Here is a 16,305-nt window from a genome sequence, read left to right as displayed (position 1 = left end):
GGTTCGTGCCGACAGCGCGGTGAGACGGGTCTAGGTTCGCCGCAGTGAATGACGCAGGCCACGACGCCGATCCGGGCGAGGCATTGCCGGCCGACGATGGCCTCGATGCCTCCCAGCGGGCCGCCGTGCGCTCTGGGGCAGGCGCGTTGCTGGTGGTGGCGGGCCCAGGCAGCGGCAAGACCCGTGTGCTCACGCAGCGAATCGCCTGGCGAATTGCTACCGAGTCGATGCAGGCGCGGCGCGCCATGGCGGTGACGTTCACCCGTCGAGCTGCAAGAGAGCTCCGGTCACGGCTGCTGCAGCTGGACGTCGACGACATGGGACCGGTCGGCACGTTTCACGCGATCGCGCTCGCGCAGGTGCGCCAACACGACGCAGACCGCGGCCGGGCCGAACGGAAGATCCTGCCGAACCGGACCGCCCTCAGCGACGAGCTGTCCGAGCATCTCCAGCGCTCGTTCGGTTCGAGACCGCCGATCACTGTCGCCACGGCGTTGCGCGAGATCGATTGGGCCAAAGCGAGCGACCTGTCGGTTGCCGACTATCGCGATGGGCCCGCTCGGCACCGACTCGGGCCAGCGGCCGCGGAAGCAGCCGCTGTGCTCTTCGGCCACTTCGAGCGGGTCAAGTCGCGCCGCCGGCTGCTCGACTTCGACGACCTGTTGGCCGAGTGCACGCGCCTGATGCGCTCCGACGAGCACTTCGCGGCAGCCCAGCGCTGGCTTGTTCGGCACTTCTTCGTCGACGAGTTCCAGGATCTCAACCGGCTGCAGTGGAATCTCCTCCTGGAGTGGATCGGCGGCCCCGAGGCGGTACGCAGTGAGGCTGCCGACATCTGCGCTGTCGGCGACCTCGACCAGGCGATCTACGGGTGGAACGGCGCCGACAGCCGCTACATCGCGGAGTTCGACCGCCGCTTCGAAGGCGCTCAAGTGATCCGGCTCGAGCTCAACTACCGCAGCCATCCGTCGCTCGTCACCGCAGCACAGGCAGTGATGACTTCGGGCACAGACCCAGACGTTGCAGATGTCGGCGGAGGGGCCCAAGCACCTGCGCGACCGCACGAGACCGGCCCCGCGCCGACGATGACAGCCTTCGACGACGCTGCGGCCGAGGCCGCCGGTATCGCCCAGTGGATCGCTGACCGGCACATCGGTCGCGTCCGCTGGGATTCGTTCGGCGTGCTCGCGCGCACGAACGCCCAAATCGGTGACATTGCGGCCGCTCTGGATGCCCGCGGCATCCCCTGCCGACTCAGCGGCCAGCGAAGCACGTTTCTCCAGCTGCCCGCCGTCCGGGAGCTGCTGGAACGCTTGCGAGCATCCGGCGCAGACTTCTCCACGGTCGTCGAGGATCTGCGCGCAGATATGGTCGCTGCCGAGCCTGCCGCCGAGTCGGATGAGCGACACGGGCCGGTGCTGGCACGGGTGCTCGACCTCGCCGATGCGTACCTCGCAGAGGCGTCCGGTGCTTCGGGCCGCCATTCGGGGCACCGCCGCCCCAGCGGACAGGGTTTTGCGACCTGGGTGGGACTGCTGTCAGGCAGCCATCGCGAGCTCACCGCCGACTTGATCGACGCCGACCACGCCGGCCGCTCTTTCGACCAGCGAGACGGCGCTGTAGCGCTGGCGACATTCCATGCAGCGAAGGGACTGCAGTGGCGCCATGTCGTGATCGCCGGTGTCGAGGACGGCCTCGTGCCCCTGCGCCGTGACGACCCCGAGGAACGTCGGCTGTTCTACGTCGCCGTCTCGCGCGCCGCCCGCACGTTGCACTTCACCTGGGCGCGGCACCGCGCCGGACGGGGTGCGGCGAGCGAAGTTCGCAGCCCATCTCCGTGGCTGGAGCGCATCGCCGCAGCCACTGCGGAGCCCCCGCCGCTGTCACCTGATGACGCCGCTTCCCGGGTGGCCGGCGCCCGCGCCGCCCTCGACGCCGCCCGGAAACAGTGAGTGCCGGACTCACTGGCAGCCCGGCCAGTCACAGAGCTAGATCGGCGAACACCGGTGTGTGATCTGAGGGCTTGGTTCCCTTGCGGGCGTTGCGGTCGATGAGGCAGAACTGCGTGGCCGCGAGCACCGGCGCGGTGCCCAGCAGCAGGTCGATGCGCAAGCCGTGGCGCTTGTAGAACGCGCCGTCTCGGTAGTCCCACCAGCTGTACAAGCCCGCATCGGCGTAGTGCTCCCGGAAGATGTCGGTCAGGCCCCAGTCGCACACCTCGGCCACGGCATCCCGCTCAGGGTCGGTGACATGAGTGCGTGGCTCAGGATTGTCGGGGTCCCACACATCCCGATCGTCGGGGCACACGTTGAAGTCGCCGCCGACGAGCACTGGCTCGGCCGGATCGCAGGCGGCCTCGAGGTGGGCGCGCAGGCGTCCCAGCCAGTCCAGCTTGTAGTAGTAGTGCTCGTGGTCGACGGCACGACCGTTGGGCACGTAGACCGAGCTCACGGCGACGCCGCCGCAGCGGGCCGAGATGATCCGTGCGTCAGGGTCGGGCTCGCGGCCGTCGGCGAAGCCTGCGATCGGGTCGTCGATCCCGACAGTCGACAAGATGGCCACGCCATTCCAGCGACCCTCTCCATGGTGCACTGAGGCGTAACCCTGCGCCTCGAAGTGTGCGTGCGGGAACTGCTCGTCGGACATCTTCGTCTCTTGCAGCAACAGCACGTCCGGCTCGGCATAGCCAAGCCACTCGTCGACCCGTTCCAGCCGCGCGTTCAGGCTGTTGACATTCCACGTGGCAATCCGCACCCCTCTGACGCTAACGGCGCGGCTCAGCGGGCGAGCGGCTTGTAGGCGATGCGAGTGGGACCGGTATCGGCGCCCAGCTCGCGCTTGCGGAAGGCCTCGTAGTCGGTGAAGTTGCCTTCGAACCAGCGCACCACGCTGTTGCCCTCGAAGGCCAGCACGTGGGTCGCGATCCGGTCCAGGAACCAGCGGTCGTGGCTGATGACCACGGCGCAGCCTCCGAATGACTCCAAGGCCGCTTCGAGCGAGCGCAGCGTGTCTACGTCGAGATCGTTGGTGGGCTCGTCGAGCAACAGCACGTTGCAGCCCTCCCTCAGCGTCCTGGCCAGATGCACCCGGTTGCGCTCGCCGCCTGCGAGCTCGCCCACGCGCTTCTGCTGATCCGCGCCGGTGAAATTGAACGACGCGACGAACGCACGGCCGTTGACCTCGCGCGCGCCGTCCAGCCCCGTGATTCGCAGCGTGTCGTGCCCGTCCGTGATCTCCTCATACACCGTGCGGTCATCGTCCAGGATCGCCCGTGACTGGTCCACGTACGCGATGTCGACGGTCTCGCCGATCGTGATGCTGCCCGCATCGGGCTGCTCGTCTCCGACCAGCAGCCGGAACAGCGTGGTCTTGCCAGCTCCGTTCGCACCGACCACCCCGACGATGCCGCCCGGCGGCAGGCGAAACGAGAGGTCGTCGAACAGCAGCTTGTCGCCGTAGGTCTTGACGAGGCCCTCTGCGACGATGACTACCGAGCCCAGACGCCGCGACATCGGGATGGTGATCTGCAGAGCATCTGCTCGACGCTGCTCGTCGGCGGCTCTGCGATGGGTCGCCAGCAGTTCCTCGTACGCGCTGACGCGTGCCTGGCTCTTCGCTTGTCGCGCCCGCGGCGACATGCGCACCCACTCCAGTTCGCGCGCCAGCGTGCGCGCCCGAGCGTCTGACTCGCGCTGCTGCGAGATGAGCCGCTCATTGCGGTGCTCGAGCCAGGCGCTGTAGTTGCCCTCGAAGGGATGCGTGCGCCCGTGATCGATCTCGAGGATCCAACCGGCAACGTTGTCCAAGAAATAGCGGTCGTGGGTGATGGCGACGACCGTCCCCGAGTAGTCGGCCAGGAACCGCTCCAGCCACGCCACCGATTCCGCATCGAGGTGATTGGTCGGCTCGTCCAAGAGCAGCAGATCCGGGTGGGAGAGCAACAAGCGACACAGGGCCACCCGGCGACGCTCGCCCCCCGACAGCGTGGTCACGTCGGTGTCGGCGGGGGGCAGCCGCAGCGCGTCCATGGCTATGGCGACCTGCCGGTCCAGATCCCAGGCATTGGCTGCGGCGATCCGGTCCTCCAGCTCTGCCTGACGGGTGCCGAGCGCATCGAAGTCGGCATCGGGTTCTGCCCAGCCCGCCATGACTTCCTCGTACGCCGTCAGCAGGGCGGCGGTCGCTGCCACGCCGCTCATCACGTTGCCCTCGACATCGAGTGCGGCGTCGAGCTGCGGTTCTTGAGGCAGCAGTCCCACCGAGGCTCCCGGCGAGAGCCGCGCATCGCCGACGTAGCCGTCGTCGAGGCCGGCCATGATCCGCAGCAGCGTGGATTTGCCGGAGCCGTTGTGGCCGATCACGCCGATCTTGGCGCCCGGCAGGAAGGCCAACGTGACGTCGCGCAGCACCTCCCGGTCGGGCGGGTAGAAGCGTCCGAGCTTGCGCAGTGTGTAGATGAATCCTGAATCCATCAGTGCATCGCCATCAGCACATCGCCGTCAACTGGTGACAGGCTGCCGGTCATCGCAGCTCGAAGCCGACGAGCGCTTCCAGCTCGCGCAGGGCCAGATCTGGATCGGTCACCTTGATGGCCGCCATGCCCATTGCCGCCGCCGGCTTGCAGTTGATGCCGAGATCGTCGAGGTAGGCCGTGCGAGTCGGGTCGATGCCGAGTTCGGCGCAGGCCAGCTCGTAGATCCGCGGATCGGGTTTGCGCAGTCCCACGATGGACGATTCGATCACGACGCCGAACAGCTTCATCACCTCGGCGACCGCCGCCGCAGTGCTCGCGTCCCGGGCCATGCCAGCGCCGTGGCCCGTTCTCACGTTGTTGGTGATGCAGCCGACCGGCACGCGGGCCGCAAGGATCTCCAGTGCACGCACCATCTGTGGCCGCAGGCCGCCGCTGAGGCATGCCAGCACCTGCGAGCCGGACATCTCGTGGCCCCGATCGGCAGCCTCTGCTTCGAACAGCTCAGCGAACTCATCGACGTTGACCTCGCTGCGCTCGAGTCGTGCCCACGCGTTGGTATCGGGGTTGGTGGCGTTGATCTGCCGGATGGTGTCGCGGGGCACACCGATGCGGTCCTCGTAGCGATTGAACGCTTCGAAGGGGCTCTCGGTGATCACGCCGCCGAAATCGAAGAGCACGGCGTTCACTGACGCCGACAAAGACGGGCCCTCAGACACGGCCCGGCACGCTAGCTCAGAGGCAGTCGGTCATCGCGGCTGCATGCAGAGCGCGCGATTCAGGTGCCTGAATCGCGCGCAGCGTACCAAAATTCGCGCGAATCGCGCGAATATCCACCGTCGGCGCGCGAGCGTTCGCTATGGTCCCGACATGGCTACGGACACTTCGGCGTCGTCATCTTCGACCTCAACGGAAGCCCCCGCACCCAAACGCAAGCGGTGGAAGAGCAGGGCAGTGTCGCGCACCGTGGATGCGGGCAATTCGGCCTATTGCGCTGTCTGCGACGAGCTCATCAAGTTCCGAGCCCGCATCCGCGCTGAGCAGATCATCTGCAACGTGTACGTGAAGAACCGCTGGGATCGCGTTGAGCACTACCACCCGGAGTGCTACGAACAAGCTGGCTCCCCGTACGGCGAACCCCAGGGCTAAGGGGCTGGTCGCAGGGTCTGCAGCCGTCTCCGCAGCGGGCGCAGCGCAGCTAGAGCACTTGGCTCAAGAACAGCTTGGTGCGCTCCTCGGCGGGCTCGGTGAAGAAGTGGTGAGGTGTGCCAACCTCCACGATCTCGCCTTCTTCCATGAAGATGATCCGGTCGGCCACCTCGCGTGCGAAGCCCATCTCGTGCGTCACGACCATCATGGTCATGCCCGAGCGTGCCAACTCCTCCATCACGTCCAGCACTTCTTTGATCATCTCGGGGTCGAGCGCCGAGGTGGGCTCGTCGAACAGCATGACGCGCGGTTCCATGGCCAGCGCCCGCGCGATCGCCACCCGCTGCTGCTGACCGCCTGACAGCTGGCCGGGGAACTTCTGCGCCTGCTCGGGAATGCCCACGCGCTCCAGCAGCGACTCGGCCAGTTCCTCTGCCTCGGGCCGTGACTTGCGGCGCACCCAGATCGGAGCCAGCGTGATGTTGTCCATCACCGTCAGATGAGGGAACAGGTTGAACTGCTGGAAGACCATTCCGACCTCGGAACGAATCTTCTCGATGTTGCGCAGATCATTGGTCAGCTCGATGCCATCCACGATGATCTGTCCGCTCTGGTGAGCTTCCAGCCGGTTGATGCACCTGATCCACGTGCTCTTGCCCGATCCGGACGGCCCGAGTACGACGACGATCTCCTGCTCCTTGATGGTTGCGGTGATGCCGCTCAGGGCCTGGAAGTCGCCGAACCACTTGTCGACGTCGCGGCACACGATCATGTCGTCGCGGGCCGCAAGCTCGTCGGACACCGCGACGGTGGCGTCACCGTGGGCCGGTTGTGTGCTCATGATCAGCTCCCCCTTGTCTGCGACGATTGGCCGGTCCCGCTCATCGCTGGCCCAATCCCACACGTCGCTCGAGCCGCTGGCTGTACTTCGACATCGCGAATGCAACCACCCAATAGACAACCGAGACGAACAGCAACCCTTCGCGCCGGACCCCCAAGAACTGTGACTGGTTCGGTATCACCGAGTTGGCCATACGCAGGAAGTCGAACAGCCCGATGATGGCGAGCAGCGAGGTTTCCTTGAACGTAGCGATGACCTGGCCCACCAGCGGCGGGATGGATACCCGCAAGGACTGGGGCAGCACGATGAAGCCAGTGCGCTGCGTGGTCGTGAGTCCGACGGCGTCAGCCGCCTCGTACTGCCCGCGGCGGATCGACTGCAGCCCCCCGCGCACGTTCTCGGCGAGGTAGGCAGCCGAGAACAGCGTGTACCCGAGGATCGCCGCGGCCAGCTCCGCCAGCTCCATGCCATCGGGCAAGAACAGCGGCAGCACGCCGGAGAAGAACAGCAGCAGCGTGATGAGCGGGACACCGCGGATCACCTCGATGTAGACCGTCGAGAGCACCCGGAAGATCGGCTGGCGGGAGGTGCGGGCCAGCGCCAGCAGCACCCCGATCGGGAACGACAGCATGATCGTCAGCACCGACACGAGCAGCGTGACGCTGAACCCGCCGATGAACATGTCGGTCGGCGTCTCGACAGTGGACGGCGAGTTGATGACCGTTGCGCCGTAGAAGACGACCAGCACCGCGAACAGCCACGCCCCCACCAGTCTCCGGCGCTGGGCGGCAACGCCCGCGAAGTTGGGAGCGAACAGCCCGGCGATGGCCAACAGCAGGAAGGCGATGCGTGCAACCTGCAGCATCGAGTACCAGCCGAAGTACGCCGCTACCCAGTGGAATGCCGCCAGCAGCAGCAAGCCGATTGCCGCCAAGCGCCCGACCTCGCCGGCGTCGCTGCGCGTCAGCCACCACAGCACCGCCCCGCCCGCCGCTCCGAAGGCCAACCCCATCGGCAGCATGGTCGAGAACACATGGGCATAGTCGATCTCGGGATCGCGCATGACGACCCAGTAGAGGAAGAACGGGCTCAGCACCCATGCCAGATTGACGATCGCTCGGGTTTTCGTCAGCGCGTCCCGTGGCAGTTCCCGTGCTCCCTCGTCATCTGCTCCCTCGATATCGCCACCCGCATCAGGAGCCGCTTGCGCCGAGGCGATGGCGCGATCGCGTGCAAGCCGACCGATCCCGTAGCAGCCGATCAACAGCAGCCACATGACCGTCCAGGGCACCCTCGTGCTCATCGCCACGAGCTGCGCAGGTTCAGCGATGAACTCGCCGTCAACAAATCCGTAGTGCCCGTAGCGAATCACCCAAGTGGACGCCACGAGCAGTGCCGGCACACCGAATACCAGCCAAGCCACCCCGATCTCGATGCTGCGCCGGCTCAGATCGTCGAACAGCGACCACAGCACCAATCCGAGCCCGAACAGCACGAGCGCGATGACCCACCACACCCACCGATCCGCCATCGCGGCAGCGAAGGACTCGCGCACCACCTCGCCGGCGTCGTCGCGCACCGACTCGCCTGCTGCGTCGGTGAGCACGCTCGGCTCGCGTATCAGCACGCCGACGGCGACCAGGGCGCCCCCCGACACCAGCCAGCCCATCAACCGCTTCAGCGTCACCCCGCCCCAGCGAGCCCAGATGCCGGCGCTCAGCCCGGCGAGCACCATGACGATCCCCACCGTCACCCACACCCGGATGTACTGGTGCTCGGGATAGGCCTGAGTGAACAGGAGCCGCAGATTGGTACGCACCGCAATCCACGAGCGCTCCTCGCTGAACACGAAGTTCAGCAAGCCGCGGTACGCGAACAGGGCGACGAGGATCGCGAAGATCGTGAGTATCGAGTTGCGAACGTTGGGAAAGAGGTTTTCTCGGACCCAGCGGCCGGGCGGCAGGCTCGGCCGGTCAGGCGGGCTCGCGGTCGGGCCGACCGGCTCAGCGCCGAGAGCCGTCGATGCGGCGGGCAGCATGGGATCGGTCACGTCAGCGCTCCACGATCCGCAGCCGGATGTTGAAGAAGTTGACGACTGCAGAGATCGTCAGCGAACAGGCGAGATAGAACAGCATCCACACCGCCATGACCTGCAGTGTCTTGCCGGTCTGGTTGTAGACGGTTTGGCCGATCTGCACGAGATCGCTGTAGCCCACCGCGATCGCCAGCGAGGTGTTCTTGGTGAGATTCAGGTACTGGTTGCCCACCGGAGGCAGGATCACCCGCAGCGCCTGGGGCAGGATCACCCGCCGCAGCGCTGTCGAACGCCGCAGTCCCACGGCCTGAGCCGCCTCGCTCTGGCCCTTGGGCACTGCCAGAATGCCGCCGCGCACGATCTCGGCAATGAACGCTGCGGTGTAGAACACCACGCCGAAGTAGACGGCTGCGAAGCCGATGGGCAGGTTCAATCCGGCGGGTCCGTAGTTGGGGAAATTGCCTGGCTGCACTATGTCGGGCCGCATCGCGTCGATAGGCGGGCCAGTACGGCCGTTTCCGAACTTGTCTGCGAGCACGCCGAGGCCGTCGCTCGACGAGTTGACGACCCAGCTCGACAATCCAGGCCACAGCACGGCCACGAAGAGCACGACGATCACCGCCGCCACGACAGCGAAGATCATGCGGAACCAGTCGTCGTCAGTGAGACGAGTGAGACCCGCCGGAGTGCGGTGCTGAGCGAGGAAGCGGCGTATCCACCACACCGCCACCGCTGCGGCAGCCAGTGCAGCGACGAGCTGCACCGCGCCTTGCGGGATCGAGCCGACTGCGTCCGACAGGCCGTCGAAGATGCTCCCCAGCCAGCCGAAGATGGGATGCACCCACCACCCCACGATGGCGAAGGCCGCGACGATGCCGGTGGCCCAGGCACCGGCATTGGTCTGTGTACCGGTCTGCTCGCGTCTCGCCGCCAACCGTCGGAATGTGACGCGCGCAATGACGCCGCCGATCAGCACGACGACCGCCCATTGGTAGAAGCCGTCGGCGACGAAGACGCGCGGGATCGACAGGCCCTTGTTGGAGAGGTGAACCCAACCCGAGACCGGCCCCATGTCGAACGAGACATTCGGCAGCGACGCCAGCACTGCGGCATAGACGAGGATCTGCACCAGCAGCGGGATGTTCCGCAGCGCCTCCACGTACACGCCCGCAAGGCGTCGGAGCGGCCAATTGGAGGACAGCCGGGCCAGACCCACCAGGACGCCGATGACCGAGGCGAGCGCGATGCCCGCGGCAGCCATGCGGATGGTGTTCACCATGCCGACCCAGAGCGCCCGGCCGCCCGAATCGGGGTTGGTGTCGATGCCCCAGCCGACCTTGATGCCGATGTGGTCGGAGATGAAGTCGAAGTCGATGTTCGCGCCGCGGGCTCGCAGACTGTCCCCCGCCTCGGTGGCGAGAAACCACAACGCAGCCAAGACCAGAATGAGCGTGCCGACCTGCGCTATCCAGCGGACCACCGTCGCGTCCCGGTAGAACGGCGGGCGGGTCCCCAGCGTGCTCAGGGAGGCGTCGCGGTCCGGTTCTCGGGTGTCGCTCACCGCAGGTCACCCTACGCGACGAGGTCGCATGCATCGGGCTATTGCATTGAGACATGCACAACTCGACTTCCCGCACCCGGGCGCGCGACGGCCCCCGACCCGGTCGGGTCGGGGGCCGTGCTGTTGAGCTGTGATCACGCGCCTGCCGGACCAGGCGATGCCCAGCCGGCAGGATCGTGACTAGCGAGCAGGCGGTGCGTAGATGAGACCGCCCGCGGTCCAGCGCGCGTTTGCTGAGCCGTCGCGGCTCAGACCAACGGGGCCGAGGTTGCGGGTGTAGATCTCGTCGTAGTTCCCGACCTGGCTGATCACGTTGTAGAACGCGTCGGCCGACAGACCCATCTTGGTCTGCAGCTCGCCCTCGCCGCCGAGCATGCGGACTGCCTCGGCATCGAGGTCGCCGCTGCCCATCATCGAGTCGATGTTGGCCGAGGTGATGCCCTTCTCATCAGCGATGATCGTGGCGTACACAGTCCAGTTCACGACGTCGCCGAAGGTCGACTGGTTCTGCGGGTAGACCGGCCCCAGCGGCTCCTTCGAGATCGGCGTCGGCGGGAAGATCACCCAGTTCTGATCACCCTCCTGCTTGACCTTGCGGCCGACAAGCGCAGAGCCGTCGGTGGTGACCGCATCGCAGGCGCCGGAGATGAAGTTCTCCGTGACGATGTCGAAGTCCTCGAAGGTCGACAGCGTGATCTCGATGCCGGCTGCATCGGCAGCATCGGCGATGTTCTTCTCGGTGGTCGTGCCGGCGTTGGTGCACACCGTCGCGCCGTCGAGATCCGCCACTGTTGACGTGGCCGAGAAGTCATCATCAGCGCGCGCCATGATCTGCTGGCCGTCGTAGTAGGTGGTGGGCCCGAAGTCGAGCACGAGGTCGGTGTCGCGGCTCTGAGTCCACGTGGTGTTGCGCACGAGCAGGTCGATGTCGCCGGCTTCCAGCGCAGTGAAGCGCTCGGCTGCCGTCAGCGGCACGAAGTTGACCGCATCGGCGTCGCCCAGGATGGCTGCGGCTACTGCGCGGCAGTAGTCGGCGTCGAAGCCGGTCGTGCTGCCGTCAGGCTGCGTTTCCGAGAAGGCCACTGCCGAACCGCTGACGCCGCAGTTGAGGGTGCCACGGTCCTGGACGACCGCGAGCAGGTCGCCGGTGTCCTGCGTCATTGCGACTTCGGTTTCCGGTTCTTCGGCCGCCGCTTCGGCCTCGGTTGTGGCCGCCGGCTCGTCACCGTCGACGTCCTGATCGTCGCCATCGTCGGAGCCGCACGCGGCGGCTACCAGAGCGATCGCCATCAGCACGCCGCCGAGTCGCAGCGCAGACCGCCGAGAAATCGGCGCGATTCGTCTAAACATAGAGAACATTCCCTCCATCGGTTGTCCATGACGCAGGCGCTCGATGCGCAGTGCCGCAATCCGCCGCGCCTGACCAACCGCGAGGCTACCCGCACCGATTCGCGGCCCCGACACCTCGCGCGAAGAAATACAGGTTTTCTTTGTTGGGCATGCTTCTGCGAAACGTCTCGAGCCGGGTGCCAGCGTGCTGCAGGCGCGTCCAGAGGGCACACTTGACCGATGGCCCAACCCGACGACCACGCTCTTGCTGCGAGCGTGGCCACCGAGACTGGGGCTTTGCTGGTGGAAGTCCGCGAGCGGCTCTTCAGCTCTGGGGCCGGCACTTGGGAGATCCGTGACACGGGCGACTCCGAGGCCCACCGGCACATCGTGAAACGACTGACCGAAGCGCGGCCCGATGACGCGATCCTGTCCGAGGAAGGGCGGGACGATCTCGCTCGCCTGTCCGCTGACCGGGTTTGGATCGTGGACCCCCTGGACGGAACACGGGAGTATTCCGAACCCGGCCGCTCGGACTGGGCAGTGCATATCGCCCTTGTGGAGGACGGTGTGCCGACAGCAGGCGCCGTGGCGCTGCCGGCGGTCTCCCAGACACTGTGCACCGATCCCGGACCGGTGCTCCCGGCACCGCACGATGGGCAGCCGCGTCTCGTCGTGAGCAGATCGCGCCCGCCGGCGGCGGCCGTCATCATCGCTCAAGCGCTCGACGCCGAGCTGATGACGCTCGGCTCAGCAGGCGCCAAGGCCATGGCCGTGGTGCTCGGCATGGCCGACATCTACGCCCACTCGGGAGGCCAATTCGAATGGGACAACTGCGCGCCGGTCGCGGTCGCGCGCGCGGCCGGCCTGCACGCCAGCCGCTGCGACGGATCGGAGCTGGAGTACAACTTCGCCGATCCGTGGCTTCCCGATCTGCTGATCTGCCGTCCCGAGTTCGCCGAGGACGCCCTCGAGGCACTTCGGCAGGTCATCGAAGGCGAAGCCTGAGATGACCCATCGGACACAGATCGAAGGCGAAGCCTGAGATGACCCATCGGACACAGATCGAAGGCGAAGCCTGAGGCTGCCGAGGGGGGACACATGGAGCTGAAGGCAACCAAATACTCCGTCGAAGGGCCGGTCGCGACGCTGACGCTGTCACGCCCGCATCGCCGCAACGCCTGGACGGGTCGGATGCACACCGAAATGCGGTGGGTGCTGGAACAGGCGGAGCGAGATCCGCAGGTCCGCGTCGTCATCATCACTGGCGACGGCCGCGATTTCTGTGTCGGCGCTGACACGCAGGCCCTGGAGGGTCACGGCGAACGGGGCGGCTACGACCCGGGCACCGCACCCGACTTGGCGATGCCCGGCTATGGCGTCGCCCCCGAGTTCGATCAGAACTTCGCGTTCATGATGGCCCTGGAAACCGTGACCGTCGCTGCTGTGAACGGTGCCGCGGCGGGTGCCGGGCTGGTGCTCGCCTGCTACTGCGACCTGCGCTTCGCCGCCGCGGACGCCAAGCTGACGACCGCACACGGCCCGCTGGGTCTGCCCGCCGAGTTCGGCCTGTCATGGGTGCTGCCCCGCCTCGTCGGCATCACGCGATCAAATGACTTGCTGCTGTCAAGCCGCAAGTTCCTGGCCTCGGAGACCGAAGGCTGGGGACTGTTCAACGAGATCATGGATGGCTCCGTGCTAATGGAGCGTGTGCATGAGTACGCGTACGACATGGCAGCTCGAGTCGCACCCAGCTCGCTGGCCACGACGAAACGGCAGATCTACCTCGACCAGCACCGGGATGTCGGTACCGCCGTCTCAGAATCGGATCGGCTGCTCGAAGAGATGATCCCCAGCCCGGACTACCTCGAAGGCGTCCGAGCGCTCACGGAGCGTCGGCTGCCCCAGTGGCCTGCTGATTGACACTTGGCGCCACAGATCCAGGCTGTTGCGCCACGCGTCACAGCTCCAAGACAGTGATCACGCCGGTATCACCGTTCACCTCGATGAGCGCGCCATCCGGAATGCGTCCTGTGGCCCCGGTTGCGGAGATGACGCACGGCAGGCCCAGCTCCCGGCTCACGATGACCGAGTGGCTCAGCGCCGCGCCGACATCCACGACAACGGCGCTCGCGCTCACGAAGAGCGGTGTCCACGACGGATCGGTGAGCGGCGCAACGAGCACATCTCCGGGCGACAGCGCGGTCGGATCGCTGCTGTCGAGCACCACGCGTGCGCGCCCGCGGGCGATGCCAGGGCATCCCGGCAGCCCGGCCAGCACCTCCCCAGCCCCCAACGCGGGCATCTCGGTGGCGCCGCGGCGCGGCCAGGACGACATTGGCGGCGGATCGCCGACAATGACGAATGGCTCCTGCCGTGCGTTCGCGTCGTCCCACTGCGCCTGCCGTTCGGCGATGATCTCAGCCCAGCCGGTCGGGTCATCGAGCATCTCGTGCAGCTCAGACAGCCGCAGCATGCCGAACTCGGTCTCCCCGCTGAACTGTCCCCGCTCGACGAACCGTTGACCCAGCACTCGTGATGCGATGCGGCACTCGTTCACGAAGCGCACACAGTTGGTCTTGGTGCGTTCACGTCCCGGCAGGTACACCGCCGCAGCACCGAGCGCCAAGTTGAACTGCATCTGCGTCTCGGGATCAGCCTCCAGCGCCGCAGATATCTCAGCGGCCAGCGCCTCCCGCTGGGCCGCCAGCGCCGCCCGACGCTGCGCCGGCTCGGCATCATCGGGGGCCAGACGCATGCGGTCGATGGCCGCGAGTGCGATGTCGGGATCGGTCTCCCAAGTCGGGCAGCTCATCTCCCACTCGTTCGGCCCCCGCGACCCGAACTCGTAGACGAACGAGGCGAACGCCTCGTTGAATGCTGCAACGTCGCCCGATGGGTCATCGGGGCCTGCTGCGTCCAGTCGATCGGCCAAGCCCGCCGGTCCGGCGTCGAACAACGCACCCAGCGTGCTGGACGCGGCGACCTGCCGCCCGAGCTGCCACATCGCATCTGACGGCGCCGCCGAGGCCACATCTCCGTAACCGGCCACCAGCTTGAGCGTGTCCTCGGGCCGGCCCAGCGCCGTGCAGACCTGTTCGAGTGCGCCCAACGGCACCGCCGCCAGGAACGATGTCTTCAGATGGCGTGCGAACAGCAGGCGGAAACCGGCGCCGTCGCCGTAGCCCGATTCCAGGAAGTCGCTGATCCAGTCGACGATCTCGTGATCGCCCATCTGGGCGAAGTCGGGCCGCTGTGCGCGCAGTTCGGCGATGTTCTGCTCGTCTTCATGCACCTCCGGCAGCGCCGGCGCCGTGAACAGCATCAGGAAGGTCTCCCCGATGCGCTGCTCGGCCTCGGGGCTCGCGTCGTCGGGATGCGGCTCGTACGGCGGGATGCCCGGCTGCTCGCCGAAGAATGTCCGGTCGACAGTGTCGACGTCGATCCCGGGGGCGCGGGCGCCGAACACGCGACCGACGGCGGCGTTCAGGTAGGTGTAACCGCCGAAAACGCCCAGGAAGACGCAGTTGTCCGGGTCGAACTCGTCGTATTCGAACGCACCCATCTCCACATAGGCATCGCGGAACCCCAACTCTGATATGCGAACGCCGTCGTCGTTCTGGAACGCGAAGTCGAAGGTGCTCATCCTCACTGGATCGGGGAACACCTCGCCCACGTTGGCGCGCGTCCAGATGGGGTAGCGCTCAGAGGGCTTCGTGCCGACGAAGTAGCCGCCGCTTCGATCTGTCAGGTCCGCCATGTTTCCTCCCGACGGTGCCGAACGTGAAAGGACAGCGGGCCGGGCAGCCGCCTCCCCCTCATGGCGGCTGCCCGGCCAGGCCGTGGTGCGATGCTAGACCGTCACGCACGCGTTGCGACCAACTGGGAGGCGGCCGATGCCGGTCACCATCGAGCACTATCGAGATCTCGGCGACTTCGACTACGGCGTCTGCGACCAAGTGTCGCCGCTGATCCGGCGCGTCATCTGCAAGAACCCGACACCGTTCACCTACCGCGGAACCGGCACGTACATCGTCGGGCACGGCGATGTCGCAGTGATCGACGCAGGCCCGCCGCTCGCGAGCCACCTTGACGATGTCCTCGCAGCGCTCGAGCCGGGCGAGACAGTCAGCGCCGCGCTGGTGACACACACCCACAGCGATCATTCGCCCCTCACCGGCGACCTCGTCGCAGCCAGCGGCGCGCTCAGCTACGGCTACGGGCCGCATGCCAGCGTGTGGAAGCTCGATCCTGACGATCGCGTCGACTTCTCCGACTACATCAGCGCCGAAGAGCAGGAGAAGTACCAGGCCGAATTCGACGAGCTGCCCGAGGAGCTGAAGCGGGAGGGCGCCGACACCGAGTTCGTCCCTGATGTCGCGCTGGTCGACGGCGATATTGTCGCCGGCGACGGCTGGACGCTGCGCGCCGTGCATACGCCCGGCCATTGCTCGAATCACCTGTGCTACGAGCTGCTCGAGGAGAACTCGCTCTTCTCGGGCGACCACGTCATGGGCTGGGCAACAAGCGTCGTCGGACCGCCCGACGGCTCGATGCAGGATTACCTCGACTCGCTGGCGAAGCTGCTCGCCTTCGAGCACGAGCGCTACTGGCCGACTCACGGTCCTCCGATCCCCGAGCCGACGGCGTACGTGCGCTCGTTCATCGCGCACCGCAGCGATCGCGAGCAGCAGATCATCTCCCATCTCCGGCCCGGGCCATGCCGCATCGCGGACTTCGTGCCGAAGATGTACGAGGCCTATGACAAGCGGCTGTGGTATCCCGCCGCGAGCTCGGTCTACGCACACATGCTCCATCTCGTCGAGAGCGGTCGCGCGCGGGTGCTCGATGCCGAGGGTCGCGATGGGGGTGAGCCGAAGCTCACGTCGATCTACGAGCTGACGGCAGCTGCGTAGCGC

The 16,305-nt window shown here is 66.8% G+C and carries 13 protein-coding genes; 5 read left to right on the top strand and 8 right to left on the bottom strand.

Annotated features, from left to right (window positions below; genetic code table 11):
- Positions 1–44 precede the first annotated feature (44 nt).
- Complete coding sequence (locus tag ACOGXE_RS12845; protein WP_419931307.1) at positions 45–1,952, top strand: ATP-dependent helicase; 1,908 nt, start codon at positions 45–47, stop codon at positions 1,950–1,952.
- Positions 1,953–1,980: 28 nt separating this feature from the next.
- On the opposite strand, the gene ACOGXE_RS12840 is transcribed toward ACOGXE_RS12845, so the two are convergent.
- Genes ACOGXE_RS12840 through ACOGXE_RS12830 form a run of 3 tightly spaced genes read right to left on the bottom strand, consistent with a single transcriptional unit; the run spans position 1,981 to position 5,190 of the window.
- Positions 1,981–2,754: an exodeoxyribonuclease III gene (locus tag ACOGXE_RS12840; RefSeq protein ID WP_419931306.1), complete on the bottom strand. Its 774-nt coding sequence runs from the start codon at positions 2,752–2,754 to the stop codon at positions 1,981–1,983.
- Positions 2,755–2,777: 23 nt separating this feature from the next.
- Positions 2,778–4,472 carry an energy-dependent translational throttle protein EttA gene (gene ettA / locus ACOGXE_RS12835; protein WP_419931305.1) on the bottom strand — a complete coding sequence of 565 codons (1,695 nt, stop codon included), beginning with the start codon at positions 4,470–4,472 and terminating at the stop codon, positions 2,778–2,780.
- 49 nt (positions 4,473–4,521) lie between these two features.
- The gene (locus ACOGXE_RS12830; protein WP_419931304.1) at positions 4,522–5,190 is read right to left on the bottom strand and encodes an HAD-IA family hydrolase; all 669 of its coding nucleotides are present in this window, start codon (positions 5,188–5,190) and stop codon (positions 4,522–4,524) included.
- Between the two features lie 235 nt (positions 5,191–5,425).
- Between ACOGXE_RS12830 and ACOGXE_RS12825 the strand changes: the two genes are divergently transcribed.
- A complete protein-coding gene (locus tag ACOGXE_RS12825; RefSeq protein WP_419931303.1) occupies positions 5,426–5,620 on the top strand; it encodes a hypothetical protein in 195 nt (64 codons plus the stop codon).
- Between the two features lie 49 nt (positions 5,621–5,669).
- On the opposite strand, the gene ACOGXE_RS12820 is transcribed toward ACOGXE_RS12825, so the two are convergent.
- The 4 genes from ACOGXE_RS12820 to ACOGXE_RS12805 form a co-directional block, all read right to left on the bottom strand.
- Positions 5,670–6,392: an amino acid ABC transporter ATP-binding protein gene (locus tag ACOGXE_RS12820; protein WP_416246674.1), complete on the bottom strand. Its 723-nt coding sequence runs from the start codon at positions 6,390–6,392 to the stop codon at positions 5,670–5,672.
- A gap of 109 nt (positions 6,393–6,501) precedes the next feature.
- The gene (locus tag ACOGXE_RS12815) at positions 6,502–8,511 is read right to left on the bottom strand and encodes an ABC transporter permease subunit (protein ID WP_419931302.1); all 2,010 of its coding nucleotides are present in this window, start codon (positions 8,509–8,511) and stop codon (positions 6,502–6,504) included.
- Between the two features lies 1 nt (position 8,512).
- Positions 8,513–10,057, bottom strand: a complete 1,545-nt coding sequence (locus tag ACOGXE_RS12810; protein WP_419931301.1) for an amino acid ABC transporter permease — start codon at positions 10,055–10,057, stop codon at positions 8,513–8,515.
- 180 nt (positions 10,058–10,237) lie between these two features.
- Positions 10,238–11,521, bottom strand: a complete 1,284-nt coding sequence (locus tag ACOGXE_RS12805; RefSeq protein ID WP_419931300.1) for an amino acid ABC transporter substrate-binding protein — start codon at positions 11,519–11,521, stop codon at positions 10,238–10,240.
- A 105-nt stretch (positions 11,522–11,626) separates the two neighbouring features.
- On the opposite strand from ACOGXE_RS12805, the gene ACOGXE_RS12800 reads away from it, so the two are divergent.
- Complete coding sequence (locus ACOGXE_RS12800; RefSeq protein ID WP_419931299.1) at positions 11,627–12,394, top strand: 3'(2'),5'-bisphosphate nucleotidase CysQ; 768 nt, start codon at positions 11,627–11,629, stop codon at positions 12,392–12,394.
- Positions 12,395–12,487: 93 nt separating this feature from the next.
- Positions 12,488–13,309 carry an enoyl-CoA hydratase-related protein gene (locus ACOGXE_RS12795; protein ID WP_419931298.1) on the top strand — a complete coding sequence of 274 codons (822 nt, stop codon included), beginning with the start codon at positions 12,488–12,490 and terminating at the stop codon, positions 13,307–13,309.
- A gap of 37 nt (positions 13,310–13,346) precedes the next feature.
- On the opposite strand, the gene ACOGXE_RS12790 is transcribed toward ACOGXE_RS12795, so the two are convergent.
- On the bottom strand, positions 13,347–15,146 hold the full coding sequence (locus ACOGXE_RS12790; protein ID WP_419931297.1) for a PEP-utilizing enzyme: 1,800 nt from the start codon (positions 15,144–15,146) through the stop codon (positions 13,347–13,349).
- 136 nt (positions 15,147–15,282) lie between these two features.
- Here ACOGXE_RS12790 and ACOGXE_RS12785 point away from each other — a divergent pair, with 136 nt between their 5' ends.
- Positions 15,283–16,302: an MBL fold metallo-hydrolase gene (locus tag ACOGXE_RS12785; RefSeq protein WP_419931296.1), complete on the top strand. Its 1,020-nt coding sequence runs from the start codon at positions 15,283–15,285 to the stop codon at positions 16,300–16,302.
- The last annotated feature ends 3 nt before the right edge of the window (positions 16,303–16,305 follow it).

Source organism: Candidatus Poriferisodalis sp. (assembly GCF_965208555.1).
Taxonomy (GTDB): domain Bacteria; phylum Actinomycetota; class Acidimicrobiia; order Acidimicrobiales; family Poriferisodalaceae; genus Poriferisodalis.
The sequence above is the reverse complement of the archived record's forward strand: the minus strand, read 5'-3'. Positions and strand labels throughout refer to the sequence as shown.

Bases quoted from the DNA above. Each gene is read 5' to 3' on its own strand.
- ACOGXE_RS12820 (WP_416246674.1), bottom strand. From the start codon at position 6,392: ATGATCGTGTGCCGCGACGTCGACAAGTGGTTCGGCGACTTCCAGGCC.
- ACOGXE_RS12800 (WP_419931299.1), top strand. From the start codon at position 11,627: ATGGCCCAACCCGACGACCACGCTCTTGCTGCGAGCGTGGCCACCGAG.
- ACOGXE_RS12785 (WP_419931296.1), top strand. From the start codon at position 15,283: ATGCCGGTCACCATCGAGCACTATCGAGATCTCGGCGACTTCGACTAC.
- ACOGXE_RS12795 (WP_419931298.1), top strand. From the start codon at position 12,488: ATGGAGCTGAAGGCAACCAAATACTCCGTCGAAGGGCCGGTCGCGACG.
- ACOGXE_RS12790 (WP_419931297.1), bottom strand. From the start codon at position 15,146: ATGGCGGACCTGACAGATCGAAGCGGCGGCTACTTCGTCGGCACGAAG.
- ettA (WP_419931305.1), bottom strand. From the start codon at position 4,472: ATGGATTCAGGATTCATCTACACACTGCGCAAGCTCGGACGCTTCTAC.